We start from the raw sequence: 26,297 nt of genomic DNA, 5'->3' as shown, positions 1-26,297 counted from the left end.
TCTCCTCACTTCTTCCTAACACTATCTTAATTTTACCATAAACTAATAGCACCTGATACCAAATTATATCGAACAATTAAGTGGTACTTTTTAACACTTTACCAATTATAAGTTTTGAATAAACGTAACTAGACGTCCTGCTTCTTTAAATCCAACACTCTTATGGAAAGAATAACTGTCCAGATTACCTTCTTCCATATCCGACCCAATCTGTTTGCATCCTTTTTCCAATAGCCATGTTTTCCCATCATGAAAGAGTGCAGTTGATATGCCTTTTTTACGATAGTCTGGCATTACATATACCCCTTCTAAGTATCCGGTAGGGCTGGATTCACTACCTTGTACATAATCCACCCGAATAGAGAGGTGCATGAATGCGATTGGTTCTCCATTTAATATATATAAAAGAAACCGGTGTTTATCTGATAGAAACATCTCTTCAAACTCATCTTGCAATCCATCGTAACTACTTCCCGTATATACTCTCATTGCTAGATTGATAAGATGGTTCATCTCTTCTTTACCTGCAACTTTAATTTCCCCCAACCAAAACACCCTCTCTAAAATCAAATCTCTAAACATAGAATATCCTTTTCTCTTTCTACCTTCAACTACTTTTACTATTTGTAAAATCCTTCCTAAAGTCTGGTTAATTTTGAGTTGATTTGGTAAGTATAGATACTGTGATTCAAGTACATAGGAAAGAAGTGAGAAATGATGGTTCAAGATTCAAATGATATTCCGCAAACGAATATCGAGAACGAGGACACGCTAACAACGAGACAAGGACATCCCGTAACAAATAACCAAAATATCCGAACAGTTGGTAACCGCGGGCCAGCTACATTAGAAAACTATGATTTCATTGAGAAAATCAGTCATTTCGACCGAGAGAAAGTACCAGAGCGAATTGTACACGCAAGAGGTGCTGGTGCTCATGGATATTTTGAAACATATGGAACTGTTGGTGATGAGCCTGCTTCCAAGTATACAAGGGCAAAAGTTTTCAATGGAAAGGGGAAACAGACTCCTGTATTTGTTCGTTTTTCAACAGTTGTGGGGGGAAATGATTCTCCTGAGACCGCACGTGACCCTCGTGGCTTTGCTGTTAAGTTCTATACAGAGGATGGGAACTGGGATCTGGTTGGAAACAATTTAAAAATCTTCTTTATCCGAGATGCCATGAAGTTTCCAGATATGATCCATGCTTTCCGCGCAGACCCTGTAACCAACATGCAGGATCCGGAACGTTTTTTTGACTTTTGTTCTAATTCGCCGGAATCCTTCCATATGGTAACCTTTGTCTACTCCCCTTGGGGTATTCCAGCAAATTACCGTATGATGCAAGGTTCAGGAGTGAACACCTATAAATGGGTAAATAGTGAAGGAAAAGCTGTTCTGGTTAAATATCATTGGGAACCAAAACAAGGAATTAAGAATCTTACGGTGAAAGAAGCTTCAGAAATTCAAGCAAAGAGTGTTAACCACGCTACCCAAGATCTATATGAAGCAATCGAAAAAGGTGACTATCCGGAGTGGGAGCTATTTGTTCAGATAATGGAAGATGGTCCACATCCAGAACTTGACTTCGACCCATTAGATGACACTAAACTATGGCCTGAAGACCAATTCCCATGGCTTCCAGTTGGGAAAATGGTATTGAATAAGAACCCAGAGAACTACTTTATGGAAGTTGAACAATCTGCATTTGGTACGGGGGTTTTAGTAGATGGTTTAGATTTCTCTGATGATAAAATGTTACAAGGACGAACATTCTCTTACTCTGACACACAGCGTTATCGTGTTGGTGCTAATTATTTACAAGTACCTATTAACGCTGCCAAAAAACGCGTTGCTACCAATCAAGAAGGTGGCCAATTACGTCACTACAATGATAAAGCCCCTGGGCAAAACCCACATGTCAACTATGAACCATCCACACTAGGTGGTTTAAAAGAAGCTGAACAAGTTGGGAAAGAATACACACCAAAAATAGAAGGAAATCTAGTAAGAGAATCCATTGACCGAAATGATAATACCAAGCAAGCGGGTGAAACATACCGCCGCTTCGAGCAATGGGAAAAGGATGAGTTAATCAACAATCTTGTAAATGATTTATCAATTTGCGATAAACGAATCCAAGATAAAATGATCGCCTTAGCTGAAGAAGCCGATGAAGAATATGGCCGTCGCTTACGGGAAGGTATTGCAGCGAAGACCAAAGAAATGGGCGATATGAAGATGGAAGCTGGCGAGGAATTCCGTCCACTAGGTAAAGAAGATGCCGCTGAAGCAGTTGATGATGCAATAAAAAAAGGCAGAGATGCCGAGCCTTATTAATATTGATTGGAGGTACCGCGATGAACGGTTCCTCCTTTTTTCTTGCTTATATGATAAACCCCATTTTTTATTTGCATCGAGGTTTCATTTGTAAATGACCGTAATACGAGCTCTCTTTCTTCTTTTCAAGCGTTATTAGGGGGTGTAATGATGTACGAGGGTTTATCATTCTTCTTTTCAACCTTTGATGGAGGGCAAATGAAGTACGAGGAGCTCCCATTCTTCTTTTCAACCTTTGTCAGGGGACCAATTGATGTACAAGAAACTTCCATTCTTCTTTTCAACCTTTGTCTGAGGACCAATTGATGCATGAGGAACTTCCATTTTTCTTTTCAACCTTTGTCTGAGGACCAATTGATGTACAAGGAGCTCCCATTCTTCATTTCAACCTTTGTCTGAGGACCAATTGATGCATGAGGAACTTCCATTCTTCTTTTCAACCATTAATAGAGTTTCAAATGATGAATGAGGGATTTTCATTCGTCTTATCTACATCAAACTATGTTAATTTTAATATAGTTATGTTATATTGTTACCAACAAATACCAAAGGATGTGAAAAATGGAACTTAAAAATAGAACTATGCCAAAGGAACTCCAAATGTTTAATAGTTTAGCCCCTCGATTTGAACTGACTAACAAGGATAAACTAACCCACTTTAATCTCCAAAAAGGATATGAAGGAGAATTAATGTTTGATCAAATCCTACACAACCAACTTCAGTGTGAACACCTCATCATTAAAGACCTTCTCTTAGACCTTGACTCAAATATTTTCCAAATTGACACTCTTGTTATTTTCCCCTCTGTTATTGAACTGTTTGAGGTAAAAAACTTTGAAGGTGAACACTTTTATGACAGAGATAAGGACAAGCTTTATAGAAACATAGACTACGAAATTCAAAACCCCGAACATCAAATGTCACGAGCAGAATCTCTGTTAAGAAAACTTCTAAAACAACATGGATTTCCTGTAAACCTACGAGGTACCGTAGTATTCGTCAATCCTGAATTTACTCTTTACAACCATACCCCAGACAAACCGATAATTCTCCCGTCACAGATAAATCCATTAATGAGAAAACTCAATCAAAATTCCACCCGAAAAATAACTAACCAACAAAAGACCATTGGTAATAAGCTTGTTTCCCTTCACGAAGAAGATTATCCAACAAAGAAGGTACCTGAATATACTTTCAGAGAGTTGAGAAAAGGTATTAATTGTGGCCATTGCAGCTCATTTTCTGTAACGATAAAAGGACACTATTGTTACTGTGGCGTATGCGGACAAAGAGAATTAGTAAAAAGTGTAGTTATTCGTAGTGTTCAAGATTACAAACTACTTTTCCCGAAGGAGCGCGTCACAAAAGCAATAATATTTGAGTGGTGCGGAGGCATGGTATCTGAACAAAGAGTTATGAGAATATTAACTAAGCACTTTCAATTGGTAAATAAGAAAAGATGGGCATATTATGAGACAAGTACCACTAGTAGTTAAAACTACTAGTGGTTTTTTCTTTTTGGGTTTGTAGATATTATTTAATAAAATGGGGTTTCAAGAAATCTCTCCATCATGTTATTACAATTGCTCTAGCAAATGGTGTATAGAATCTTTCATTTTTCATTTCAAACCCTTTTCCAGTTTCAAATGATGTACTGCACTCTCTATCTCTTCTTTTCAAACCCAATTTCTGTTTCAAATGATGTACTGCACCCTCCCTTTCTTCTTTTCAAACCCACTTCCAGTTTCAAATGATGTACTGCACTCTCGCTTTCTTCTTTTCAAACCCACTTCCAGTTTCAAATGATGTACTGTACCCTCCCTTTCTTCTTTTCATCACAGATTCTCTTTCAAAATGATTAATAACGCTTCCTTTCTTTCTATATCAAGGCACAAAAAAAGCAGCGACCTTAGTCCCTGCCAAATCAATAACTATTAATGATGATGTCCAAACTTAGGATTCGTAATAAACATCTCTTCCTGTGGAACATAGAAATATTGAATCCAGACACCATCTAGATACTCATTTCCTTTTTCTAAAATAATATCAATATCTTTATCGGTTTTAACAACTTCATCATTCTCTGTTGGGGTATCCAATTCAACATCATAATGTGCATGGTCGCCATGTACATGTGTGACAACTACCCGAATCATTTTCCCTTGAGCTTCTTCTGTCTCAAGCATCTTTTTTAATACTTTTGCTGCATTACGATTTATTTTACATTTCATATGATGTGTAGCTCCTTTTACTTTTTTCTACTACATTGTTTCAGTTTTTGCAAAAAAATACAATTTAAACAACTTAGATACAAATTCGCATATTCACAAGCAATGTTTTCATGTATACTAGAATTAGGTATTTTTTGAGAGGGGGAAAAGTTTTGCCGGTACCTGTCAATCATTCTAAACCTATTCGTACGACAGCAAAAGAAAGCGCATACAAACAAATCTTGCATTGGATTATTGATGGAACCTTATATCCGGGTGAGAAGTTAAATGACACAGAACTAGCTGAGGCACTTGGAGTTAGTAGGACACCGGTTCGAGAGTCACTACAACTTTTAGAATCACAAGGTCTCGTAAAAATGTATCCTGGAAAAGCGACTCAAGTAACAGAAATAGAAAAAGAGTCGATCAAAGATTTACTTCCACCATTGGCCGTTTTACAAGCTTTATCTGCAGAGCTTGCAATCGATCATATTACACGTGATGAGATTTCTTCATTAAAAAGTATTAACCAAGAATTTGCCGAAGCTCTTTATAAGAAGGATTTCCATGCAGCTTTAAACATCGATGAACAATTTCACCAACTGATTGTCGATACGGCTAATAATTCTTATATTATTGACATAGTGGAAAGATTACAAGCTCATGTTAGACGTTTGTTTTTCCACAACTCTATCATACTTTCGGAAAGCTCAATAGATGTTCATGATCATATTATTCGTTCCATCGAAAACAAGGACAAAGAAAAAGCATCTGCTTTAATGAAAGAAAACTGGTTAGAAATTCTGAAAGACTTCTATCTTCCAGATGAAGTCACCAAATAAAAAAGTCGGTTTCCTAATGAATAGGAACCGACTTTTTATTATGCTTCTACCGGATGCGATACTTTCTGAAACCGTGCTACGATACCTGTAATAATAATGACAATTAATGCAGGTACTAGCCATCCTAGACCTTCATTATAAAGTGGCAGGGTGTTTTCAAAAAAGGTAACAATAGGTTGAAAGAATCCATAACCCTCGATTTCTAGTGATTGGTATAACGTCTTTAAACCATCAAAAATACTTATTACGAACGTAACTGCAATAGTTGCGACATACACAACACGAGAATGATTAAATAATGGTGACAAGAAAGTTAGTAACATTAGTACAATAGCTAGTGGGTAAAGGAACATTAATACAGGAACCGAGTAGGTGATAATGTTCGATAGTCCAAAATTAGCAATGATAAATGTTATGGTTGTAAAAAATACCACTAATGTCTTATAACTTAATTTAGGCATTAGACGATGGAAATACTCCGCACATGCTACCATTAGTCCAATATTGGTTGTTAGACAAGCTAAAATAATGACTACTCCTAATAAAACAGCGCCTAATATACCAAAGTAATAATCAGCTGCACTACTTAGAACAGCGCCACCAGTATCAAACACTCCAAATGCCTCAACACTTACTGATCCTAAATAAGCAATCCCAACATAAATTAATCCTAAGAGAGCAATAGCGATAACACCAGTTCTAGCAGTAGTAGCTAGAATTTCCTTTTTAGATGTAACTCCTAGTGCACGAATTGCCTTGATAACAATAATACCGAATACGAGTGATGCCAGAGCATCCATTGTATTATATCCTTCTAAAAACCCGGTCACGAAAGCATTACTCTGATAAGAGTTTAGAGGTCCTTGTGCATCACCCATAGGTTTAAATACTACTAGTACAAGTAATACCGAAAGTAATACTACAATTCCTGGAGCTAGCAATTTTCCAACGTTATCAACAATTTTTGCTGGATTTAATGAAAACCAGAGTGAGATAGCAAAGAATATAACGGTAAAAATTAGTATTGCTATTTGTGTAGATCCTCCCCCTAAATGAGGCGCAATTGCGATATCAAATGCTACTGCACCTGTTCTTGGAGCCGCGAAAAATGGTCCAATTGTTAAATATAGTAATGATGTAAAGAATACCGCATAGGCGGGATGAATTCTACTAGAAAGGTCCTGTAAATCCTTACTTCCAGAGAACCCCATTGCAAAAACTCCCAGAAACGGTAACCCTACTCCTGTAATTAAGAATCCAAGTACCGCAGGCCATAAATTGGTCCCTGCAGCTTGTCCAAGCTGTGCTGGGAAGATTAAATTTCCAGCTCCAAAAAATAGTGCAAATAACATGACTCCAATCGCTAATTGCGATGTGAATGAAAGTTTTCCGTTCATTTATCTCTCTCCTCGATGTATAGTTTCAAAATTATCTGAAATCGTGATATGCAATATATTACTTAAGTTATGAAAATCATCATACTATGATTTCCGTCCAAAAGCAACACATTTTGGTTAAATTTTTAGATTTTTTTAATTGTTTTATTTAATTGTAATATTTTGGTGATTAGGGAATCGTTTTCATATAACTTTTTCAGGATATCATACCCAGATTTACTAATAATCTTTAGGTGGCGCAGCCAAAAGCCTTAATCGATAAGCATTCATTGCTGTTTCCCCTAAATGATCGAGAAGATTATAGTTAGCATAAGCTCCAACAACTGCACCAATCCCTGGTAATAGTTGTAGCATTTTCACAAAATCAATATAATCACGATATTCTTGTTGGAAAACTCGCCAGTCCATGTCGATAAGTTTCTCTTTTTGTTCTTCCCAGTTTTCTATTATGAATAAGGTTTCTCGCTGCTTCTCATCACTAGAAAAGGCGAGCTGAAAAATATGAAGTATAAATAGACGTTCTTCATATTCTTCCGTATCGAAACCATAAATTGCAGCCGCTTCAAATAGAAACTTCATCTTTATTGACATTAATAATGGAAAGTCAGCTAACCCAAGAAAAATTCCACCTGCTCCGGTACCTGCACCCTCTACTGTCGCAGTCTTTCGATATGTCGATAATTTTTCTTTTGCAAGTTCGTCTCGATCATAAAGACTTGTTTCTGTTGCAATTACTTTTTTGGTTGTTATGTTAGAGCCTACTAAAGTAGCTTTTACCATCTGCTTAATGCTTTCCGTAATGATTTGATGTGCCTTTTCAGGTATCATACCATTGATTTTATTTTGAGCTTTTTTAGCTAATCGATTTACCATTCCAGATCGTTTCATAATTTTTGTTCGCCATTCTTGAATTTCATCATAGACTTTTATTTCATATTCTTTCATAGCATTCTTCCTTTAATTTTGTTGTATATAAATTTATACGCTTTTATTTCTGTTTCAGTTTCATTTATCACTTATTTATCTTATGCACCTATTCTTTCCTTCTTCCTAAGCTATTCTTAATAAGATACCAACTATGATGGTAATTGTTTTATTTGTATCCAGAATAAAAAGCTGTACAGGTATTATTACCTTCACAGCTTTACATTAATTACTATAAATTAGATCTTCTATTTTGAAAATCAACATTTCGATAATATGCATTTTTCACTAACAAGTTTGGACCCAAGCATTTCACTGCAGGACAATGACAGTTTAGACTTTTGGCAGTCTTTGATTCCATCCAGTTACTATATGCATCTTCCAGTCTGGTATCCTTAATATTACCTAATGATGGTTCCTCATCACCGAAGTCCGTTACGATGATGTCCCCAGTAAATATATTGACATTTAAACGTGATCTTCCATCAGGATCATTTCTTAGAGTGACATTCTTTTCCTTATACAAGCGCTTTAATAAAGCTAATTCCTCCGCGTTTGAACTACAAGCATAAAAAGGTAATGTGCCAAATAACATCCAAACATTTTCGTTACGGTGATCAAGAAGCCTAGTAATTCCTTCACGCATTTCATCCAAGGATAGGGTTTCTAGTTTACTAGCAAAATCAACAGGATACATGGGGTGAATTTCGTGACGCGCACATCCCATTTCTAAGACATGATCATGAATTTTTTCTAGGTATGGAAATGTCCTTTTATTTAACATTGTTTCTGCAGATACCATAACACCTTGCTTAGAAAGCTTTTGAGCATTTTCCACCATTCTAGCAAAATATTTTTTCCGATTTTCCTCAGTCGGTTTTCGTTCCATATGAGCAAAACCAGTTTCCGCAAATTCTTCCTCTGTACCCCAGTTATGCGAAATATGTAATACGTCTAAATATGGAATGATTTCCTCATACCGTTCAAATGGTAAGGTTAGATTGGAATTTATCTGGGTCCTACATCCGCGCTCATGAGCATATTTTAGCAGTGGGACAACATAATTACGAACCGACTTTTTATTCATCATCGGTTCCCCACCAGTTATGCTCATTGTTCGTAAATGAGGAATCTCCTCTAATCGTTGAATTAATAGTTCAATAGGGAATGCATCCGGGTCCATAGCCTGTAACATATATCCTACTGCACAATGAGCACAACGCATATTGCACATATAGGTTGTCGTAAATTCTACATTGGATAACATCATTTTCCCATGTTCTTCTACATCTAAGTACGCTTCCCACGGGTCATACTTTGGTGACATTGGTTTTCGTTCAATTATTTTCATATAATTTTCCTTTCAGTAAAAACATGTTGTTTATTCATTATATAATAGGATTCCGGTACTTATTCTACCATGTTTGTTACCCCAAAGTAATAAAATCCATAGCCTTTATAGACTATGGATTCGGATACATTTAGATATTTAACATCGACAAGCAATGCCTAACGTTCTAGGCGTCCCAGCCTCAATTTTTTCCTATGTCAATTGTTGTTCTGCAAATTCCCGATACAGATCATGGGTTTCAATTAATTCCTGATGCGTTCCAGCACCTGTTACCTTCCCTTTCTCAATAAAAATAATCTTATCTGCATCAACAATTGTGGATAATCTGTGTGCAATAACAAATGTGGTACGCCCTTCCATCAATCTAGAAAGAGCCTTTTGTACAATTCCTTCCGATTGGCTATCAAGGCTTGCTGTAGCTTCGTCCATCATAAGGATTTTTGGATCTCGTAGAAAAGCTCGCGCGATACTAATTCGTTGTCTTTGCCCTCCTGACAATTTCACACCACGTTCGCCTACTTCTGTATCCAATCCTTTTTCAAATCCTTTTATAAATTCATCAGCATAGGCCATTCTAGCCACTTCCCATAGTTGGTCATCTGGTACACTATCGGAATTAGGTAACCCATATGTTAAATTCTCCCGTATTGTCCCCGCCATCATGGCACTTTCCTGGGATACATAACCTATTTGACTGCGCCAAGAATTCATAGATAGCTGGCCAATTGGGATATCACCAACTCGTATCTCTCCTGAAGTTGGTTCATAATATCGTTCTAATAAACCGAACATGGTGGTTTTCCCACCACCACTTGGTCCTGCAAAAGCAATCATTTCCCCAGGACGAGCTTCAAAGGAAACATTCTCAAGTACCGCTTCACCTTCTTCATAAGCGAATGATACATTGGAAACACGGATTGGTTGATTCGTAATATCCTTCTCCAATCCTTCTTGTCCCGCTTCTTCGGGAACTTCTAAGATCTCAATAATTCGCTCTGTCGCACCTTTTGCTTTTTGTAACTCCGTGAAAAACATCGCAAAGGATGTTACGGGATAGATAATTTGGAACAAATAAAGTAAAAAAGCGACCAATGATCCTGTTGACATGGTACCTTCCGCAACACGTATTCCACCATAGCCAATGATTACTACTATGACAAACATCATGACCGTATACATAAAGGGGCCAATTAGTGCGAAAATACGAGCTTCTTTTAGTCCAAAATCATATAGCTTTACTATACCTTTCATTCCTTTAGTCTTTTCCACTTCCTCAGCGGTTGAAGCTTTCATGAGCCTAGCCTCACTCAATGTCTGTTGAATCTCTCCAGTAAATGTGGCCGTTTCATCTTGTAACCCTTTTGAAATCTTGGCCATTTTACTCCCTAGTGGCATCATGATAATAAAAGTAACTGGCACTGCAATAAGCATTAATAAGGTCATTTTCCAGTCCATAATCAGTAATATTACAATTGCTCCAATAATAGTAATTAATCCTGTAATAAACTGAGGGAATTGCTGTGAAATTAAATTTTTCACAATTCCTGTATCATTCACAACGCGACTGACCGATTCACCACTAGGTTGTTTATCAAAATAACTTACTGGTAATCGAATTAATTTAAACCACATCATTTCACGTAACCTTGCGACAATCTTTTGTCCTACAACGGATAATAAATAGGTAGAAACCCCGTCTACCACTGCTTGAAGGATGAACACGACAAATATTACGACTACAAGTGTAGTGCTTAATGATTCAACAGAGAAACCATCTACCAGTTCTCTTGTTAAAAGTGGGATTGATAGCCCAACAAGCATGGTAATAATACTCCCAATCAATCCGATAGTTAGTGCTAATTTGGGAATTTTAGTTGATAACATCAGGGTTATAAAGGGTTTGAGGCCATTATCTTTTTCTTTCATTAGTACACCTTCTATTAGTTAATATGATACTTCCATTATTCACTAGTTTTTTTGTCCTTACTCTTGTACGAGTAATAATTACATTCTTTTTTCGTACAGTATGTTGCTATTTGCAGAAACTGTGCGGTAACTAAGGATTTTGGATAGCGCAACATACCCGCTACAGAAATACACTCCGCTTTCCGCGGGCGGCTGGTGAGCCTCCTCGTGCTTACGCACTGCGGGGTCTCACCGATGCCTTTCCTCCCGCAGGAGTCTCCGTGTATTTCCTTCGCTAGTAATAAGTGATTAAGGGCAATAAAACCACTTAAATCCAAAACATGATCAATAACTAACAATAATTAGAATACTAAACTAGCGCAGGCAGAATACGTAGACTCCTACGGGAATAGCACGTGTCCGAAGACCCCGCAGCGGCGAACTTTCCGCGAGGAGGCTGAGGCCGGGCCCGTGGAAAGCGGAGTATTCTGCCGGAGCGGTATTGTACCGCTATACCCGCTAACTATGGTATTTGAAGCAGTTACCACGAAGTTTCTATCTATTATTTGTTAAATTACACTAACCGAAATGAAACAGCAGATTATTAGAAAACAGGCAATTTAAAAAGCACCTGATATTTGCTTTTATTAATGGGCAAATACCAGGTGAGTAAAGAGAGACATTACCTAAGGGGGATTCCTGATCCCCGTATCCGTTTATCCATTCTGTTCCTCAATGTATTTATATTAGTATACCATGTTTTAGCCGAAACAGAGCAGTCATTACCCGTGAATATCACGTCTGCAATATCCAATAATACCAATTACAGCTAATACCGCTGAGACAAATACGAGTATGATACTACCTATCCAATCCATTTCCTCGATTGGTAGCTGCGGGATATATCCGAATGGGGAAAGTTTACCTACCCATTCTGAAAACTGGAATAATCCACCAAGATATAAGACAAAGAAGGAATAAAATACATATAGCCATATGAGGCTAGTTCTTCTCGGAAACCATCCTATCAGAACAACAGCTAGACTAATCATAACTAGTACTGCCGGATAATACACCATGGTTGCTCCGTACACCATTCCAAAGTCAAGACCGTCTTCGACAACTGAAGTACCAGCAGCCCACAAGCCAATCCCTGTTAATGAAAGCATGACAAATCCATTAACAATCGAGATTAGTAGATAACTAGAAATTAGTTTTGACCGTGATACTGCTTTGCTTAATACATGTTCTACACGTCCCTTTTTCTCTTCCCCGTACAATTTGTTTATATTCATAACTGCTGGAACAGTAGCCAGTATCGACATTACCATCATTAACATTGGTAAAAACTGTTCTGTTAGGGTATATCCTTCAGCCGCAACTAACATATTCTGTAATTCTTCACTACCCGCAAAGAAAGATTCAAGGTCACCTAGAACAGAGCCATACGAAGCTCCCATAACAAACATTCCAATTGCCCATGAGATAATCGCAGTACGCTGAAGTCTTACACCTAATCCAATAGGAGATTGTAAAAAAGTACTTGCATACTTTCTTCCAGGTTTGGCAGGAATAAAACCTGCTCCCATATCCCGAACAGAATTAAGATAATTGGCCAGAACAACCAATACGAAAGCTGCGCCTAATAACACTATTACCGGCAACCAATTGTTGGTAGAATATACATCAGTTTGTGTTACCAACCCCAATGGGGATAACCAGCTTAGCACCTCATTGCTAACATCACCAATTGCTCGTAATAGGTAAGCCAATATCAACACTGTGATGGATAATCCAATGGTTCCCCTAGAACTTTCTGAAGCTTGAGCAAAAACAGCAGTTAAACCGGTAAAGAAAATACCTGTTGCTCCTAACACAGCACCATATAGCAGGGAACCTTCTAAATCCATACTCTCGATATTTAACGCAAATAACCCAAGACCTATAATCAAAGCTAGTAGTATAAACGTAACCACATAGACTATTATAGTTGCATGGAGATTAGATAAACGACCAACTGGCAGAGAACGAACCAATTCTATCCGTCCATCTTCTTCATCAGCACGAGTATGTCTTGTTACAAGTAAAATACTCATTAAACCTACGACAATTGCTGTAAAAATTAACATCTGATGAGCAGTCATAACCCCAATCGTATAATTCTCAAAATCTGCAGGCCCAGCCATTGCTACCATAGCAGGGTTATTCATCGTTTCTGCCATGATATCTCTGTCCTCTTGTGAAGGATATAGATCTAGAAAGGCACTAGGGATGATGAAAGTAAAAAATACAATGCCAAGAATCCATAAAGGAAGCCGTACTCGATCTCGTCTCAAAATAAATCTAGACAAACGACCTGTTCCAGAAAGTGAATTGGAAGCCACTAGGATCTCCCCCCTACCCCTATTTCCGGGTTTCCTTTTCTTTCATAATGTTGCATAAACAAGTCTTCTAATGTTGGGGCAGCACTTTCTAGCTTAGTCACTCCATATTGACTAATATGTTTTATAACAGAATCCAACTGTTCCGAATCAACCTGGAAGGAGATTGTTTGACCTTTTTCTACTAGCTCATGTACACCCGGGAAGTCATTTAAATCTTTAACACGATTCTTTGTTTCCACTAATAGATTAGTACGTGTTAAATGGCGCAACTCATTTAATGTACCGGTTTCAATGATTTTACCTTGTCTAATAATCCCTACACGGTCACATAACTTCTCTACTTCTGACAAGATATGACTCGATAACAGAATACTTTTCCCAGCATTTTTTGCTTCCAGTACACATGCTTGAAAAACTTGTTCCATCAGTGGATCTAGCCCCGAAGTCGGTTCATCCAAAATATATAAATCCGCATCTGAAGAAAAGGCAGCAACTAACGCTACTTTTTGGCGATTTCCCTTAGAATATGTCCTGCATTTTTTAGATGGGTCTAGGTCAAATCGTTTGATAAGTTCATCACGTCTCTGTTTATTGATTCCTCCTCGAAGAGAACCAAATAAGTCAATTACTTCTCCACCAGTTAGATTTGGCCAAAGATTCACATCACCAGGAACATAGGCAATTCGCTTATGAATCTCTACCGCATCAGACCATGCATCGTTTCCAAAAATCTTCGCCGCACCTTCTGTTGCCTTTAAAATTCCAAGTAATATACGGATTGTTGTAGACTTACCTGCTCCATTAGGGCCAATAAACCCAAAGACTTCTCCTTCATCCACATCTAAATTCACACCATCTAAAGCAGTAAATTTACCAAATCTTTTTGTTAACTCCGTAACCTTTAAGACAGTCATTCTCCTACCCCCTTATAGTTATAGCAAATTCAAGTTTTGAAATATTTTATCGTTATGAGTTCATAATATAAAAAAATTAAGGATTGCGCAAGAGATTTATGAACTATTTTAATTGTTATATTTCAAAAGTTTTATTAAACTAATGAGGAGGTGAACAATATTGGATGGTTTTAAACGAAGAAGTGAAATGAAAAAGACTAGTATTCTTCAGTCTGCACTAGATCTTTTTATGAGATATGGAATTAAAAAAGTTTCCGTCGCTGAAATCGCAAAAGCTGCTACTGTATCACAAGTAACAATCTATAATTACTTTGAAAGTAAGGATCAACTAGTAGATGAGGTCATATCTTATTATATTGATCTTATGTGGAATGAATATGAAGAGATTGTAAAGAGTGACATGGATTTCACCGATAAGATAAAGCAGTTTATTTTTAACAAAAGAACATCCGCTAACTCGATCCATGAAGAAGTTTATCATTATATTATGCAGGAATTTACTTCTGGGAAAAACTCCTATATTGAAGAATTCTATACTAAAAAGGCACTTCCAGAATTGATTAAACTATTTGAGCAAGCTAAAGAAGAGGGTAAGATTGACCCTACTATTTCGAATGAGGCAATCTTAGTTTATATTCAGATGTTTCGTGAGTATTTACAACAGAAAGATGTCTATGAACATGTCTTACCATTAACAGAGGACCTAACTAAATTATTCTTTTACGGTATTGTTGGGGGCAGAAATAAATAATTCAGTTATAAATAAAAAGGGTAGAAACATTTTATTATTTCTACCCCATGAATTATTTTGAAATGGTAATACTACCATTTACAGTTTTCAACTTAATCCTATGTTCTCCATCTCCAATTACAGCATTTCTTGAATCATTTCCAAAAACATCGACTTTTCCATTGACTACATTGACTTCGATTGTTGCATTAGTTGGTTCTTGATCTGTCACTACTTTAATTTTTCCATTAACCGATTCTAAATCGATTGAGCGATCTAAGTTATCTGTAATGAAGGTGGTACTACCGTTTACTACGTCACTCGTAATGATTCCATTAACATATTCTAATTCTATACTTCCATTTTCAGAGGATACAGTAGTTCTTGTTGTATTCAAATCCTCCATTACAATCCTGCCATTGACTGTCTTTGCATGGATAGTTTCCACATTAATTTGTTTCACACTAACTTTGCCGTTTATATTATCAACCATTAATTTTTCATATTGCTTATGTGGTAAATAAACAGTAATTTTGGGACCAGAAAAATCAAAGTCTAAGTTAAAGTTAATAAACTGAATGAGTTTTTCACTTAATTCCACAGATAGAGTATCCCCATCTTCTTCAATCTCTAATTTGTATTTATTGTATTTAGACTCCTTAGCAGCAAACTTAACGGTAATATGTTCATCAGTTGTCGGTAAAACTTCAATTGTAGCATTGTCTGATTCAATTGATATATCGGTTATATTCGGATTCTGTATCACTTTCTCATTCATCGTTTCTTCTGCTGCACCAGATGACTTATAGGTAAATAGAACACCAATCAGCCCTACAACAATCAAACCTGTGGCAATAAACGTCATTAGCCTTTGTTTAGGCATGCTTCATTCCTCCTTTAACCATTCTCACATTAAAGTTCAAATACTTCACAAATCCCTTAAACAACCAGCGAGTTACATAGAACATTCCAATCGCTATAAATATCCCTAATCCAGACAAGAATAAAGCAAAAAACAGATCAAACCATGCAAATATTTCTGGATAGATTACAACATTTAACAAATACAAAATAGGAGTTAAAATAAATCCTAAGCCCGCAGCCCATCCAGAAAACACAATCCCAGCTAAGGCCACGAACGGCCCGAGAACGATAACAAGATTAAAGAACCCAAGCCCAATCACCGCCCATACTGCCCGGAGTACATTTCCTGTTGAAGCAGATTCTTCCACCTGCTCTAATCGATACGATGCAACCATCTCCTTAGCAATCTGATGAGGTGAACCAAGTCCTTTTGCGATTTCCTCTTCTGAATTTCCTTCACTTAAACCAACTTCAAAATGCTCTCTAAAGTCCTGTAAAATATCCTCCCGTTCAGTAGAAGGTAGCCGCTTCAAAGCATCATTCATTTTTGCCAAGAATTGTTCCTTATTCATCCCTTACACCTTCCTTTATTAATTGATTCACACCATTTGTGAACTTCTCCCAATCAGTTAGGAGATCACCTAGGTATGTTCGTCCTTCCTCAGTTAGAGCATAATACTTTCGTGAAGGTCCTTCTGAAGACTCTTTTAAATACGTAGTAAAGTATCCTTCTTTTGTTAACCTTCTTAGTAATGGGTAAACCGAGCCCTCTGATATAGCAATTTGGTCAGAAATCTTTTGAACTAATTCATAACCATACCGATCTTGTTTATCTAATAAAACGAGAACACAAAGCTCTAATACACCCTTTTTAAATTGTACATTCAAGACTTTCACCTCTTTAATAGGAATAGGTTTAACTACTATACATTATATAGTACCATTCTATAAATTATACCTTTAGCTATAATTTATCATACACTACTATTTAATGCAAGGTACTATTTATAAAAAATAGTTACATAAGTAAAAAGCCCAGGGAATCCCTGAGCTATGCTAAATTTAATTGTTTACGATTTTCTATAGTAGTTAATTCGTTTATTAAGAACATAGAACAGTCGTAAGTATACAAGAATAAGTACGACATCTACACCAATAACAATATAACGGGGCCATCCACCCCAAGATGTAAATACTCCTAATTGAGAAACTAGAAATAGAATGAAAATGAGTAAATAGAAGCCTCGCATTCTAATATAGGAATCTTGAATCGACTGGCTATCGGAGTATATCTTTTGAACATCTGGCCTTTTAGAATCTGTGCGAAAGTAATGAAATACGCCAATCACTTCTGTTATATATTCCCACCCAGCATCTTTATATAATTGAAAATAATCCTGTTTAGCACCTTGTCTAAAGTCGATTTGGTACGTATAAGATTTAGAATGGTCCTCCTCAAAGTAATAGGTAAAGAATCGATACTTTTGTAGATGCAACCCTTTTTGGGACATCTCTGTTAACCATTCTTCCTCTTTGTTAATATCAGGAGCTAACCATATCTTAAACTTTTTCACTGTCATTTATCTCTCCCCCATTTCCTTGATCAGTACACCTGAATTCTCAACTAAGGATTTTAACCTTTTATACTCTAATAACAATACTTCTTTTCCCAAGTCAGTAAGTTGATAATACTTCCGCCGGTCATCATCTTGTACGGTAGCCATTTCTATGACATTCTGTTTTTCTAGCTTACCCATTGCACCATACAATGTACCCGGACCGATCTTCACTTCCCCTTTACTTACCTCTTCTACATCTTGCATAATTCCATAACCATGACGCACTTCCCTTAATGACAACAGAATATAATACGTAGCTTGAGATAAAGGTAAAAACGATTCTGGTTTTTTAGCCATTTTTCCACCACCAACTTATATCACGTTTCGATGTATCTACTAACGATATATCGTATGACGATATAATAACATGGACGTATTCATATTGCAATAAGTATTTTGTGAAAATACAATCCTTGTTGAATAAGTAGCATATTTTAATAGCAAATGATTATTTATCTTTAATTGCGAGAAAGATAAATTGAAGCAATTAGGCTTTTTCATTATACTAGGGACAATGAAAGGGGTAAGAATATGGAACAAACTAAATTAGAATCAAAAGTACTATCTGTTTTGAAGGACAAAATTCAATCAATTAATACACCAGAAGGCGCTATCTATTTAGTAGGGCCCATTCGCCTTCCTGTTAATTTATATGGAGAAACTGTCGAGTTTAAATGGTATTGCTGGCTAAACTGTACGGATGTTACCGATGATTATCAAACTATCATCGATAATCTTTCCTCTCAAAACTTGGCCGAATTCCAACAATCCAGTGTATTAGTTTATGGAGATTTTGAAAATGATGATGATGCATTAATTCGTATGCACTCCATTTGTCATACTGGGGACATATTTGGTAGCAAACGTTGTGACTGTGGATTTCAGTTGAAAGAATCCATGCACAAAATTAAGGAGCATGGGACTGGAGCTATTTTTTATTTAGCAAACCATGAAGGTAGAGGAATCGGCTTATTCTCAAAAGCAATGGCTTATATCTTACAGGAAAATGGTTATGACACGGTAGAAGCAAATGAAGCTCTTGGATTTGTAAATGACTCCAGAAATTATAGTGATGCGATACAAGTTCTTAAGCGTCTACGCTCTAAACCGGTAACCTTAATTACAAACAACCCACTAAAGCTTGACGCTTTAAAAAATGCAGGTTTAACAGTTTCAGGTCGTGTTCCATTATGGGGGGATGTTTCCGAATATAATGAACGTTACTTGAAAACAAAAGTAGAAAAATCGGGCCATATGGAGGAAGAAAGGAATTGCTCCAATGACTAGTCATGAATTTTACATGGATCTCGCCCTCCAAAATGCAAAAGCAATGAAAGGACAAACAGACCCTAATCCTTTGGTTGGCTCTGTAATTGTTAATGATAATCGCATCGTTGGTGTTGGTACTCACTTGAAGGCAGGAGAACCCCATGCCGAGATTCATGCCCTGCGCATGGCTGGCGACAAGGCTAAAGGAGGTACTATTTATGTTACCTTAGAGCCTTGTTCCCACCATGGACGGACCGGTCCATGTGCAGAAGCAATTGTACAAGCTGGGATTAAAAAAGTTGTCATCGCTACTCTTGACCCTAACCCAATTGTGGCAGGGAATGGTGTTAAGATCCTTGAGGATGCAGGAATAGAAGTTATTACAGGTGTAAGAGAACAATCTTCCATAGAAATGAACGAAGTGTTTAATAAGTTTATTGTGGAGAAAAAACCATTTATAACCATGAAAGCCGGAGTGACCCTTGACGGAAAGGTAGCAACCCATACATTTAGTAGTAAGTGGATTACTTCCGAAGATGCAAGACTAGATGTTCATCATCTTAGAAATGAGCATATGGCCATTCTAGTCGGAATTAATACCGTATTAAAGGATAATCCATCTTTAACAACTAGAATCCCCAATGGCAGAAATCCGCTACGGGTCATTATGGATTCATCTTTGAAAATTCCATTGGATGCCAATGTAGTTACAGACCAACATGCAAAAACTTGGGTATTTACTAGTCAAAATTACGATGAAGATAAAAAGCAAGCATTAGAAGATCTAGGAGTTCGTGTCTTCGTAACAGCCAGCACAAACTCCGTTAACCCAAATGAGGTAGTAGATATTCTAGGGGAACACCTAGTATCTTCTGTATTTATTGAGGGCGGCGGTAACATCCATGCGTCCTTCCTCGAAAATAAATTAGTTGATAAGGTCGTTCTATATTTTGCTCCTAAGTTAGTTGGTGGGAAGAATGCTCCGACATTCCTAGAGGGAGAAGGAATTAGCGATATGGCTGATGCTATAGAACTCTCAAATACGGACATCGTCAAGATTGGGAAGGATTATAAATTTACTGGTTACCCAATTTATAAAGATTAAGGAGATATCATGAGATTTGGATTTGATATTGATGATACACTAATCAACTTACGAGAACATGCTTTTAATATATATAAAAGGAAGCTAAATAAAGATGTTCCAGTGAACGAGTTTCATGAACTACAACGAGTAGAAATTCATGAGCCCTTCGGATTAACAGATGATGAGGGTAGTGAAATGTGGAATCGTTCACTTGAGGAGATCTATTATACAAACTGCCCTCCATTTCCAGGAGCAGTGGAAGCCTTAAATAAGTTAGAAGAAGATGGCCATGAAATCTTCTATATTACAGCAAGACCAAAACAACATGGGGAACGAACGAAAGAATGGTTAAAGGAGCGAGGTTTTCCGGTTCATAATAACCAGTTCTTCTATGGCATGAAGGACCATGAGAAAATCGATATCATTAAAGACTTAAACTTAAATTACTATGTAGATGATAAACCAACCATCTTAGCTACCCTAACCGAACAACCGATAAAACTTTTCTTGATGGATCAATCGTATAATCGTACAAGTAACTTTAATAGAATCAAGAAATGGTCTGAGTTTTTGAAAGAAATATAAAAAAGGTATTGCTTAAAAGCAGTACCTTTTTCCCTTTTCTAAAGAACATTTTTTCTTAAATTTGTACCAGGTCTTTAGCAAAGAGACCCAGTCTCTTCAACTGATCTACGGCAACTTTTTTCTCTTCGACGTTTAGACCTCCCATGATTTCACTCATTGCAACTGCATGTTGAGGGAAGATTTCGTCCATTAATTGAGTACCAGCTTCAGTTATCACGGCGTGTGTTACCCTTCTATCTGTAGGACACGCTTCACGAGTTAAGTAATTCTTTTCTTCCAATTTATCTACTACATAGGTAATACTACTACTTGCAAGTAATACCTTTTGTCCGATTTTCTGAATAGGTTGTCCACCTTTATGATATAACAATTCAAGTACGCCAAATTCGGTTAAATTTAGTCCATAGCTCTTAATATTATGGGTCACCTGTTTTTCAATTGCTTCTAATGCTCTTGTTAATACAACAAATAGCTTTAGAGAAAACTCTTGGTCTTCGTTAAACTGATTCGTTTTGACCATAAAATATCAATCCTTTTACTTATTGTAATCAAGTTGAATATAGTATATCTTATAAATTCGTGATTTTCTATGAATTTCACATTAAATAGTTATTTATTTCCATTCATGAAGGTGAATAGAAGCCATATTATAAGAGTATTATGTTTTACAGTCTCTCAAATTACGTCAAGCACAGAGGAGCACTACATCTATGAAATTTCGAGACTTATTGTGTGAGCTTAATGTAAATCCTTTATCCTATAAAGGATTTGAAGATAAAACAGTAAGAGGAATTGCTGATAACTCAAATGATGTCAAAGATGGATATATATTTATCGCGATAAAAGGCCATCAAGCAGATGGTCATGATTATATTCAGAATGCTATTCGTAAAGGCGTAAGTCTAATAATTGGAGAAAAGGAGATTGGTGATCTCCCGGTTCCCTACATTAAGACTGACAATAGCCGAAAAGCATTAGGAGTAATTTCCAAAAAGTATTACCAAAATCCATCTAAAGACAAGATTATGATTGGAATAACGGGTACAAATGGCAAAACAACCACAAGTTATGTACTAAAACATATTGTCGAGCAATGTGGTAAAACTTGCGCCATTATCGGTACTATTCAAAATACCATAAACGGAAAAACCTTACCAAGTGGTAATTCCACCCCAAGTGTACTCATGATTAATCAATTACTCTCTGTAAGTACTGACGATGTAGTGATTATGGAGGTATCTTCGCACGGCCTAACTCAATGTCGTGTAGAAGGGGTTGAATTTGATATTGGCATCTTTACCAATCTCTACCACGAACATCTTGACTATCACCGGACAATGGACGAATACTTTCAAGCAAAGCTACTATTATATAATCACTTAAAGAAGAATGGTGTTGCCATTATTAATAGGGATAATGAATGGGGAGAAAAGCTAGCTGCTATTCTAATTGAACGTAAAATTCCAGTCTTTAGTATTGGAGAAGACCAAGACAATGATGTTCAACTACTAGACTTTTTAGCTACTACGTCTACGATAAAAGCTAAGGAAAACGATACAGCTTTTGAAGTGGCATGTCCTATTCCAGGAATACATAATATGTACAATACCATGATGGCCTACTTAACAGCTCGGCATATTAATATCTCCCGTCCATTAGTGCAACAGGCTATTTTGAGCTTTACTGGGGTAGATGGGCGATTCGAGCAATATAAATCGGACCACATGCCAACGGTTATCGTGGATTATGCCCACACACCAGATGCTATTTTCCATTGTATAGCTTCAGCGAAAACCTATGGAGCGAAGAGAATTATCCATGTATTTGGATTTAGAGGTAATCGAGATAAAACCAAACGCCCACAAATGGTATCGATATCAGCAAAGTATAGTGATATATACATACTTACATTGGATGATTTAAATGGAATTCCGGAAAATGAGATGGTCAAAACACTAGAAGATTTGCATCACAAATTCGGTAACCAAAAAGGGGTAATTATACCTGACCGTACAGTTGCTATACAGCGCGCGATGGAGTTTGCTAATGATGGGGACTGGGTTATTATTACAGGAAAAGGTCACGAAAGCTATAAACAAAACTTTTCTTTACATACACACTCTGATAAAGAAACTGTAGAACTGCTTTTGGAACCATCGAAGGTACAAGAGATAACCAATTAAAAGGATGTGCTACAGGGAATTTCCCCTATAGCACATCCTTTTTCATTAACCGCATAGAATTCAAGACCACTATCAATGTCGCTCCCATATCAGCGAAGATAGCAATCCATAAGGTTAACCATCCCGGGATGACTAATAATAACGCGACAAGTTTTAACACGAATGCAAATGTGATGTTCTGTTTAATGATTGCCAATGTCTTTCTACTTAGTGAAATAGTATACGGCAACTTCTCTAAGTCATCTGCCATTAAGGCAATATCTGCTGTCTCAAGAGCGGTATCTGTTCCAGCTCCTCCCATCGCAATTCCAACATCAGCACTTGCTAGAGCAGGTGCATCATTTACCCCATCACCAACCATTGCAACAGTACCATATTTTTCTTTTATATTGTTTATCTCCAATAATTTATCTTCTGGTAAAAGTTCTGCCTTTGTTTCGGATAAACCAAGGCTTGATCCTATCACATTCCCAGCTAGTTTATTATCACCTGTTAACATAACAGTCTGCTTAATACCAAGCTGATGTAGCTTTTGGATAACAGTTTTGCTTGATTTACGAATTTGGTCAGCAACCGCAATAAGAGCATCGACTTTCGTTTCTGTTCCTATTAGCATAACGGTTTTTCCATCTGGTTGTAGCTGGCTAATTTTGTCTTGCACTTCACTAGTTATGGAAAATTTATCTTCAAACAGTGCAGGTGAGCCAATATAGTATTCTTCCCCTTGCACCATGGCCTTTGCGCCTTTTCCCGTAATAGATTGGAATCCATCTGCTTGATAAACATCTGCGTGTACACGAATTGATTTTCGTGTAATGGCAGAGGCAAGTGGATGTTGCGAAAACTGTTCAATAGCTTGAGCGATACCTAATACCTCTTGTTCGGTTTTGTCTGTTAATAAAACGATGTCCGTCACTTCTGGTTTTCCTTTTGTAAGGGTTCCGGTTTTATCAAAGGCTATTGCATTTAATCGCCCTGCCTCTTCCAGATGAATTCCGCCTTTAATTAACACACCATTTCGCGCGCCATTTCCTATTGCTGTTACAATGGCTACTGGTGTTGAAACCACTAATGCACATGGACAACCAACTACCAATACCGCTAATCCACTATATACCCATTCTGACCAGGACCCTCCAAAGAGTAGTGGGGGAACAACAGCAACTAATAAAGCTATGATCATAATGGCTGGCGTATAATATTTAGCAAATCGATCAACGAACTGCTGAGAAGGTGCCTTTTCAGCCTGTGCTTCTTCAACAAGATGAATAATTTTAGCAATGGTAGTATCTTCTACACGCTTCGTAACACGTACTTCTAATGAGCCTTCTTCATTCATTGTTCCGGCAAATACTTCATCACCCGCTGACTTATGAACAGGTATGGACTCACCCGTAATCGCAGCTTGATTAATAGAGGATTGACCTTTTACTACCTCTCCATCCATGGCAATCTTTTGACCTGGTTTAATCATTAGTATATCGTCAATCTGAACATCTTCCACATCGATTTCCATTGTCGCACTACCACGTTTAATCGTAGCTTTCTTTGGCGCAATATCCATTAATGACTTTATTGACTTTCGTGCTTTATCCATGGAATAGCTTTCCAAGGCTTCACTCAGGGCAAACAAGAAGACTACAACAGCACCTTCTGCCCACTCACCAATAATTGCTGCTCCAATAATAGCTATAGTCATTAAGGTCTTCATATCAAACTGTAGCTTTGTTAAGTTCTTCAATCCAACCTTAAATAGACTATAACCACCAATTAAGATTGCACCGACGAATACACCAATTGTAGCAGGGTGACTTTCACCCATAATAAAGTATAGTACATATCCAATAGCAGTTAGTATCAGTGAAATCATGGTGGTAATATTTTCTCGTTTCTTCCAAAATGATTGCTTATTCTCAGGTTCTCGGCTTTTCTCCGGATAGACTTTGATCCCATCAAATGCTCCTGCTTCTTCTAGTTGTTCAATCGTTGCTGCTCCTTGTACCGTTAACTTAGCCGCGCCAAAATTCAACTGAACATCTTCTACACTGGTAATTCCTCGAACATTCTTTTCAAATTTAGCAGCACAATTTGTACAGGATAAACCTTGTAGTCGATAGACCTGTTTACTTTCCTCCAACTCATGCACCTTCCTTCGAATGGATCAATGCAATGGAAACCAGCTGGTATACGTGTTCATCCTTTAAAGAATAGAAAACGAGTTTACCTTCCTTCCGATATTTAGCGAGCCCCATGTTTCGAAGTAATCGTAAATGATGGGATGCAGTTGCTGTGGTAGACCCAATGATATTCGCAACATCACATACACATAATTCTTCCTCTAAAGTAAGTGCATACGTAATCTTCAGGCGTGTTGCATCTGACAATGCCTTGAATATCATTTCAACACCAGCAACCTCTTCCACTCTTGGCTTAATTCTATTCACTTTCTCTTCATCAAAACAAAAGCTATCACATGTATCTTTCTCTACCTTTTTCAACAAAGTATCCGACATCTATATCGCCTCATTCTAATATTCGTTTGATTATATGAATATTGTATGCTGCGTACGAATATTTTGTCAATTATAACATTCAAATGGGCGTTTGAATGTTAAGATGGTTGTAAGGAGGAATTCAGATGTACAATACGATTGTAGTTGGAGCTGGCCAGGCAGGCCTTTCAATAGGATATTATCTAAAAAAGACTGGGCGGGACTACCTTATCCTAGATATGAATCAAGAAATTGGCCAGGTGTGGAGAGAAAGATACGATTCTTTAATACTTTTCACTTCCAAACAATATAGCTCTCTTCCAGGGTTAACACTAGAAGGGGACCCAAATTCACTTCCAACTAAAGATGAAATTTCAACTTATTTAAAGCGATATGCAGAAATGTATGACTTGCCAGTAAAACTTAATACTGAAGTTTATCAAATAAAAAAGACTGGGAAATATTTCACTATCTCTACTAATCAACTAGAATACAAAGCCAAGAATGTCATTATTGCTACGGGTCCGTTTCAACATCCAAAAATCCCTGTTTTTGCAAAAAACTTGTCATCAGATGTTTTACAACTCCATTCATCTGAATATAGAAACCCTACCCAATTGATTGAAGGAAACGTTTTAGTCGTTGGGGGAGGAAATAGCGGAGCCCAAATAGCTACAGAAGTCTCTAAGGAGAGAACTACCTATTTATCAACTAGTCAAAAGCTAAGGTATATGCCACTACACATTGGAAAAAGAAGTATGTTTTGGTGGTTTGACAAGATAGGTATTCTATCAGCTAGTTCTTCCTCATTCCTCGGAAAAAGAATCCAGAAACAAGGCGATCCTATTTTTGGTAATGATTTAAAGGAAGCGATTGTTGAAAAGAATGTGAAAATAGTAGGGCGCGCTTTCGATGCAAAAGGAACTACTGTATTTGTTAAAGAACAAGACCAGCTTAAGATTCAAAATGTGATTTGGGCAACTGGTTTTAAGCCCGACTATGAATTTCTTGGTACTATAGAAGGGGTTATTAACCACCATGGATTCCCAATACATAAAAGAGGAATTTCAACTATTGAGGGGCTATTTTTCCTTGGTTTACCATGGCAGCATAGAAGAGGTTCGGCTTTACTCCAGGGCATCGGTTATGATGCCAAATTCTTAATTAATCATCTAAGACAATAGGACAGGTATCCCCTGT

General features: G+C 37.1%; 27 protein-coding genes. 10 read left to right on the top strand and 17 right to left on the bottom strand.

The window, feature by feature from the left end; genetic code table 11:
* Window positions 1–105: 105 nt before the first annotated feature.
* Window positions 106–546: a GNAT family N-acetyltransferase gene (locus tag BN999_RS07480; RefSeq protein ID WP_176481909.1), complete on the bottom strand. Its 441-nt coding sequence runs from the start codon at window positions 544–546 to the stop codon at window positions 106–108.
* A 171-nt stretch (window positions 547–717) separates the two neighbouring features.
* Here BN999_RS07480 and BN999_RS07475 point away from each other — a divergent pair, with 171 nt between their 5' ends.
* The 3 genes from BN999_RS07475 to BN999_RS07470 all read left to right on the top strand — a co-directional run bounded on the left by BN999_RS07475 (window position 718) and on the right by BN999_RS07470 (window position 3,837).
* A complete protein-coding gene (locus BN999_RS07475; protein WP_096270968.1) occupies window positions 718–2,340 on the top strand; it encodes a catalase in 1,623 nt (540 codons plus the stop codon).
* Window positions 2,341–2,490: 150 nt separating this feature from the next.
* On the top strand, window positions 2,491–2,646 hold the full coding sequence (locus tag BN999_RS20560; RefSeq protein ID WP_217988466.1) for a hypothetical protein: 156 nt from the start codon (window positions 2,491–2,493) through the stop codon (window positions 2,644–2,646).
* A 255-nt stretch (window positions 2,647–2,901) separates the two neighbouring features.
* Window positions 2,902–3,837, top strand: a complete 936-nt coding sequence (locus BN999_RS07470) for a nuclease-related domain-containing protein (RefSeq protein WP_096270769.1) — start codon at window positions 2,902–2,904, stop codon at window positions 3,835–3,837.
* Window positions 3,838–3,910: 73 nt separating this feature from the next.
* Here the strand turns inward: BN999_RS07470 and BN999_RS20990 are convergent, their stop codons facing one another.
* Together BN999_RS20990 and BN999_RS07465 are read right to left on the bottom strand one after the other, a co-directional pair.
* The gene (locus BN999_RS20990) at window positions 3,911–4,039 is read right to left on the bottom strand and encodes a hypothetical protein (protein WP_255247417.1); all 129 of its coding nucleotides are present in this window, start codon (window positions 4,037–4,039) and stop codon (window positions 3,911–3,913) included.
* Between the two features lie 236 nt (window positions 4,040–4,275).
* A complete protein-coding gene (locus BN999_RS07465; RefSeq protein WP_096270768.1) occupies window positions 4,276–4,572 on the bottom strand; it encodes a heme biosynthesis protein HemY in 297 nt (98 codons plus the stop codon).
* A gap of 152 nt (window positions 4,573–4,724) precedes the next feature.
* Between BN999_RS07465 and BN999_RS07460 the strand changes: the two genes are divergently transcribed.
* Window positions 4,725–5,393, top strand: coding sequence for a GntR family transcriptional regulator (locus tag BN999_RS07460; protein WP_096270767.1), 669 nt, complete (start codon window positions 4,725–4,727; stop codon window positions 5,391–5,393).
* Window positions 5,394–5,431: 38 nt separating this feature from the next.
* On the opposite strand, the gene brnQ is transcribed toward BN999_RS07460, so the two are convergent.
* The 6 genes from brnQ to BN999_RS07430 form a co-directional block, all read right to left on the bottom strand.
* Window positions 5,432–6,790: a branched-chain amino acid transport system II carrier protein gene (gene brnQ, locus BN999_RS07455; protein ID WP_096270766.1), complete on the bottom strand. Its 1,359-nt coding sequence runs from the start codon at window positions 6,788–6,790 to the stop codon at window positions 5,432–5,434.
* 219 nt (window positions 6,791–7,009) lie between these two features.
* Window positions 7,010–7,735, bottom strand: coding sequence for an EcsC family protein (locus BN999_RS07450; RefSeq protein ID WP_096270765.1), 726 nt, complete (start codon window positions 7,733–7,735; stop codon window positions 7,010–7,012).
* Between the two features lie 211 nt (window positions 7,736–7,946).
* On the bottom strand, window positions 7,947–9,065 hold the full coding sequence (gene yfkAB, locus BN999_RS07445) for a radical SAM/CxCxxxxC motif protein YfkAB (protein ID WP_096270764.1): 1,119 nt from the start codon (window positions 9,063–9,065) through the stop codon (window positions 7,947–7,949).
* A gap of 192 nt (window positions 9,066–9,257) precedes the next feature.
* Entirely contained in the window at window positions 9,258–10,991 is a 1,734-nt protein-coding gene (locus BN999_RS07440) for an ABC transporter ATP-binding protein (protein ID WP_096270763.1), read from the bottom strand.
* Between the two features lie 761 nt (window positions 10,992–11,752).
* Entirely contained in the window at window positions 11,753–13,354 is a 1,602-nt protein-coding gene (locus BN999_RS07435) for an ABC transporter permease (protein ID WP_096270762.1), read from the bottom strand.
* Window positions 13,354–14,268 carry an ABC transporter ATP-binding protein gene (locus tag BN999_RS07430; protein WP_096270761.1) on the bottom strand — a complete coding sequence of 305 codons (915 nt, stop codon included), beginning with the start codon at window positions 14,266–14,268 and terminating at the stop codon, window positions 13,354–13,356. Before BN999_RS07430 ends, BN999_RS07435 begins: the two co-directional genes overlap by 1 nt.
* A gap of 160 nt (window positions 14,269–14,428) precedes the next feature.
* On the opposite strand from BN999_RS07430, the gene BN999_RS07425 reads away from it, so the two are divergent.
* Window positions 14,429–15,019 (top strand): TetR/AcrR family transcriptional regulator, encoded by a 591-nt coding sequence (locus BN999_RS07425; RefSeq protein ID WP_096270760.1) that lies wholly within the window; start codon window positions 14,429–14,431, stop codon window positions 15,017–15,019.
* Between the two features lie 52 nt (window positions 15,020–15,071).
* Here BN999_RS07425 and BN999_RS07420 read toward each other — a convergent pair whose 3' ends face one another.
* The 5 genes from BN999_RS07420 to BN999_RS07400 form a co-directional block, all read right to left on the bottom strand.
* Entirely contained in the window at window positions 15,072–15,881 is an 810-nt protein-coding gene (locus BN999_RS07420) for a DUF4097 family beta strand repeat-containing protein (protein ID WP_096270759.1), read from the bottom strand.
* Entirely contained in the window at window positions 15,874–16,434 is a 561-nt protein-coding gene (locus BN999_RS07415; RefSeq protein ID WP_096270758.1) for an HAAS signaling domain-containing protein, read from the bottom strand. Before BN999_RS07415 ends, BN999_RS07420 begins: the two co-directional genes overlap by 8 nt.
* The gene (locus tag BN999_RS07410; RefSeq protein WP_096270757.1) at window positions 16,427–16,750 is read right to left on the bottom strand and encodes a PadR family transcriptional regulator; all 324 of its coding nucleotides are present in this window, start codon (window positions 16,748–16,750) and stop codon (window positions 16,427–16,429) included. Before BN999_RS07410 ends, BN999_RS07415 begins: the two co-directional genes overlap by 8 nt.
* Before the next feature lie 182 nt (window positions 16,751–16,932).
* Window positions 16,933–17,442 (bottom strand): DUF2812 domain-containing protein, encoded by a 510-nt coding sequence (locus BN999_RS07405; protein WP_096270756.1) that lies wholly within the window; start codon window positions 17,440–17,442, stop codon window positions 16,933–16,935.
* A complete protein-coding gene (locus tag BN999_RS07400) occupies window positions 17,443–17,778 on the bottom strand; it encodes a PadR family transcriptional regulator (protein ID WP_096270755.1) in 336 nt (111 codons plus the stop codon).
* Between the two features lie 234 nt (window positions 17,779–18,012).
* Here BN999_RS07400 and BN999_RS07395 point away from each other — a divergent pair, with 234 nt between their 5' ends.
* From BN999_RS07395 to BN999_RS07385, 3 genes are read left to right on the top strand one after another with little or no spacing between them, the layout of a single operon-like run.
* Window positions 18,013–18,768, top strand: coding sequence for a GTP cyclohydrolase II (locus BN999_RS07395; RefSeq protein ID WP_096270754.1), 756 nt, complete (start codon window positions 18,013–18,015; stop codon window positions 18,766–18,768).
* A complete protein-coding gene (gene ribD, locus BN999_RS07390; protein ID WP_096270753.1) occupies window positions 18,761–19,855 on the top strand; it encodes a bifunctional diaminohydroxyphosphoribosylaminopyrimidine deaminase/5-amino-6-(5-phosphoribosylamino)uracil reductase RibD in 1,095 nt (364 codons plus the stop codon). The genes BN999_RS07395 and ribD overlap by 8 nt, the downstream gene beginning before the upstream one ends.
* Before the next feature lie 9 nt (window positions 19,856–19,864).
* Window positions 19,865–20,422, top strand: a complete 558-nt coding sequence (locus BN999_RS07385) for a 5' nucleotidase, NT5C type (RefSeq protein ID WP_096270752.1) — start codon at window positions 19,865–19,867, stop codon at window positions 20,420–20,422.
* Window positions 20,423–20,477: 55 nt separating this feature from the next.
* On the opposite strand, the gene BN999_RS07380 is transcribed toward BN999_RS07385, so the two are convergent.
* Window positions 20,478–20,942 carry a MarR family winged helix-turn-helix transcriptional regulator gene (locus tag BN999_RS07380; RefSeq protein WP_096270751.1) on the bottom strand — a complete coding sequence of 155 codons (465 nt, stop codon included), beginning with the start codon at window positions 20,940–20,942 and terminating at the stop codon, window positions 20,478–20,480.
* Window positions 20,943–21,132: 190 nt separating this feature from the next.
* Between BN999_RS07380 and BN999_RS07375 the strand changes: the two genes are divergently transcribed.
* Complete coding sequence (locus tag BN999_RS07375) at window positions 21,133–22,605, top strand: UDP-N-acetylmuramoyl-L-alanyl-D-glutamate--2,6-diaminopimelate ligase (protein ID WP_096270750.1); 1,473 nt, start codon at window positions 21,133–21,135, stop codon at window positions 22,603–22,605.
* A gap of 25 nt (window positions 22,606–22,630) precedes the next feature.
* Here the strand turns inward: BN999_RS07375 and BN999_RS07370 are convergent, their stop codons facing one another.
* Window positions 22,631–24,742 carry a heavy metal translocating P-type ATPase gene (locus BN999_RS07370; protein WP_096270749.1) on the bottom strand — a complete coding sequence of 704 codons (2,112 nt, stop codon included), beginning with the start codon at window positions 24,740–24,742 and terminating at the stop codon, window positions 22,631–22,633.
* A gap of 1 nt (window position 24,743) precedes the next feature.
* Window positions 24,744–25,118: an ArsR/SmtB family transcription factor gene (locus BN999_RS07365; protein WP_096270748.1), complete on the bottom strand. Its 375-nt coding sequence runs from the start codon at window positions 25,116–25,118 to the stop codon at window positions 24,744–24,746.
* 125 nt (window positions 25,119–25,243) lie between these two features.
* Between BN999_RS07365 and BN999_RS07360 the strand changes: the two genes are divergently transcribed.
* Window positions 25,244–26,281 carry a flavin-containing monooxygenase gene (locus BN999_RS07360; protein WP_096270747.1) on the top strand — a complete coding sequence of 346 codons (1,038 nt, stop codon included), beginning with the start codon at window positions 25,244–25,246 and terminating at the stop codon, window positions 26,279–26,281.
* The last annotated feature ends 16 nt before the right edge of the window (window positions 26,282–26,297 follow it).

Origin of the sequence: Paucisalibacillus globulus, from assembly GCF_900184735.1 — a bacterium.
Classification (GTDB): domain Bacteria; phylum Bacillota; class Bacilli; order Bacillales; family Amphibacillaceae; genus Ornithinibacillus; species Ornithinibacillus globulus_B.
The sequence above is the reverse complement of the archived record's forward strand: the minus strand, read 5'-3'. Positions and strand labels throughout refer to the sequence as shown.

Bases quoted from the DNA above. Each gene is read 5' to 3' on its own strand.
- BN999_RS07475 (WP_096270968.1), top strand. From the start codon at position 718: ATGGTTCAAGATTCAAATGATATTCCGCAAACGAATATCGAGAACGAG.
- BN999_RS20560 (WP_217988466.1), top strand. From the start codon at position 2,491: ATGTACGAGGGTTTATCATTCTTCTTTTCAACCTTTGATGGAGGGCAA.
- BN999_RS07470 (WP_096270769.1), top strand. From the start codon at position 2,902: ATGGAACTTAAAAATAGAACTATGCCAAAGGAACTCCAAATGTTTAAT.
- BN999_RS07465 (WP_096270768.1), bottom strand. From the start codon at position 4,572: ATGAAATGTAAAATAAATCGTAATGCAGCAAAAGTATTAAAAAAGATG.
- brnQ (WP_096270766.1), bottom strand. From the start codon at position 6,790: ATGAACGGAAAACTTTCATTCACATCGCAATTAGCGATTGGAGTCATG.
- BN999_RS07450 (WP_096270765.1), bottom strand. From the start codon at position 7,735: ATGAAAGAATATGAAATAAAAGTCTATGATGAAATTCAAGAATGGCGA.
- yfkAB (WP_096270764.1), bottom strand. From the start codon at position 9,065: ATGAAAATAATTGAACGAAAACCAATGTCACCAAAGTATGACCCGTGG.
- BN999_RS07440 (WP_096270763.1), bottom strand. From the start codon at position 10,991: ATGAAAGAAAAAGATAATGGCCTCAAACCCTTTATAACCCTGATGTTA.
- BN999_RS07430 (WP_096270761.1), bottom strand. From the start codon at position 14,268: ATGACTGTCTTAAAGGTTACGGAGTTAACAAAAAGATTTGGTAAATTT.
- BN999_RS07420 (WP_096270759.1), bottom strand. From the start codon at position 15,881: ATGCCTAAACAAAGGCTAATGACGTTTATTGCCACAGGTTTGATTGTT.
- BN999_RS07415 (WP_096270758.1), bottom strand. From the start codon at position 16,434: ATGAATAAGGAACAATTCTTGGCAAAAATGAATGATGCTTTGAAGCGG.
- BN999_RS07405 (WP_096270756.1), bottom strand. From the start codon at position 17,442: ATGACAGTGAAAAAGTTTAAGATATGGTTAGCTCCTGATATTAACAAA.
- BN999_RS07400 (WP_096270755.1), bottom strand. From the start codon at position 17,778: ATGGCTAAAAAACCAGAATCGTTTTTACCTTTATCTCAAGCTACGTAT.
- BN999_RS07395 (WP_096270754.1), top strand. From the start codon at position 18,013: ATGGAACAAACTAAATTAGAATCAAAAGTACTATCTGTTTTGAAGGAC.
- ribD (WP_096270753.1), top strand. From the start codon at position 18,761: ATGACTAGTCATGAATTTTACATGGATCTCGCCCTCCAAAATGCAAAA.
- BN999_RS07385 (WP_096270752.1), top strand. From the start codon at position 19,865: ATGAGATTTGGATTTGATATTGATGATACACTAATCAACTTACGAGAA.
- BN999_RS07380 (WP_096270751.1), bottom strand. From the start codon at position 20,942: ATGGTCAAAACGAATCAGTTTAACGAAGACCAAGAGTTTTCTCTAAAG.
- BN999_RS07375 (WP_096270750.1), top strand. From the start codon at position 21,133: ATGAAATTTCGAGACTTATTGTGTGAGCTTAATGTAAATCCTTTATCC.
- BN999_RS07365 (WP_096270748.1), bottom strand. From the start codon at position 25,118: ATGTCGGATACTTTGTTGAAAAAGGTAGAGAAAGATACATGTGATAGC.
- BN999_RS07360 (WP_096270747.1), top strand. From the start codon at position 25,244: ATGTACAATACGATTGTAGTTGGAGCTGGCCAGGCAGGCCTTTCAATA.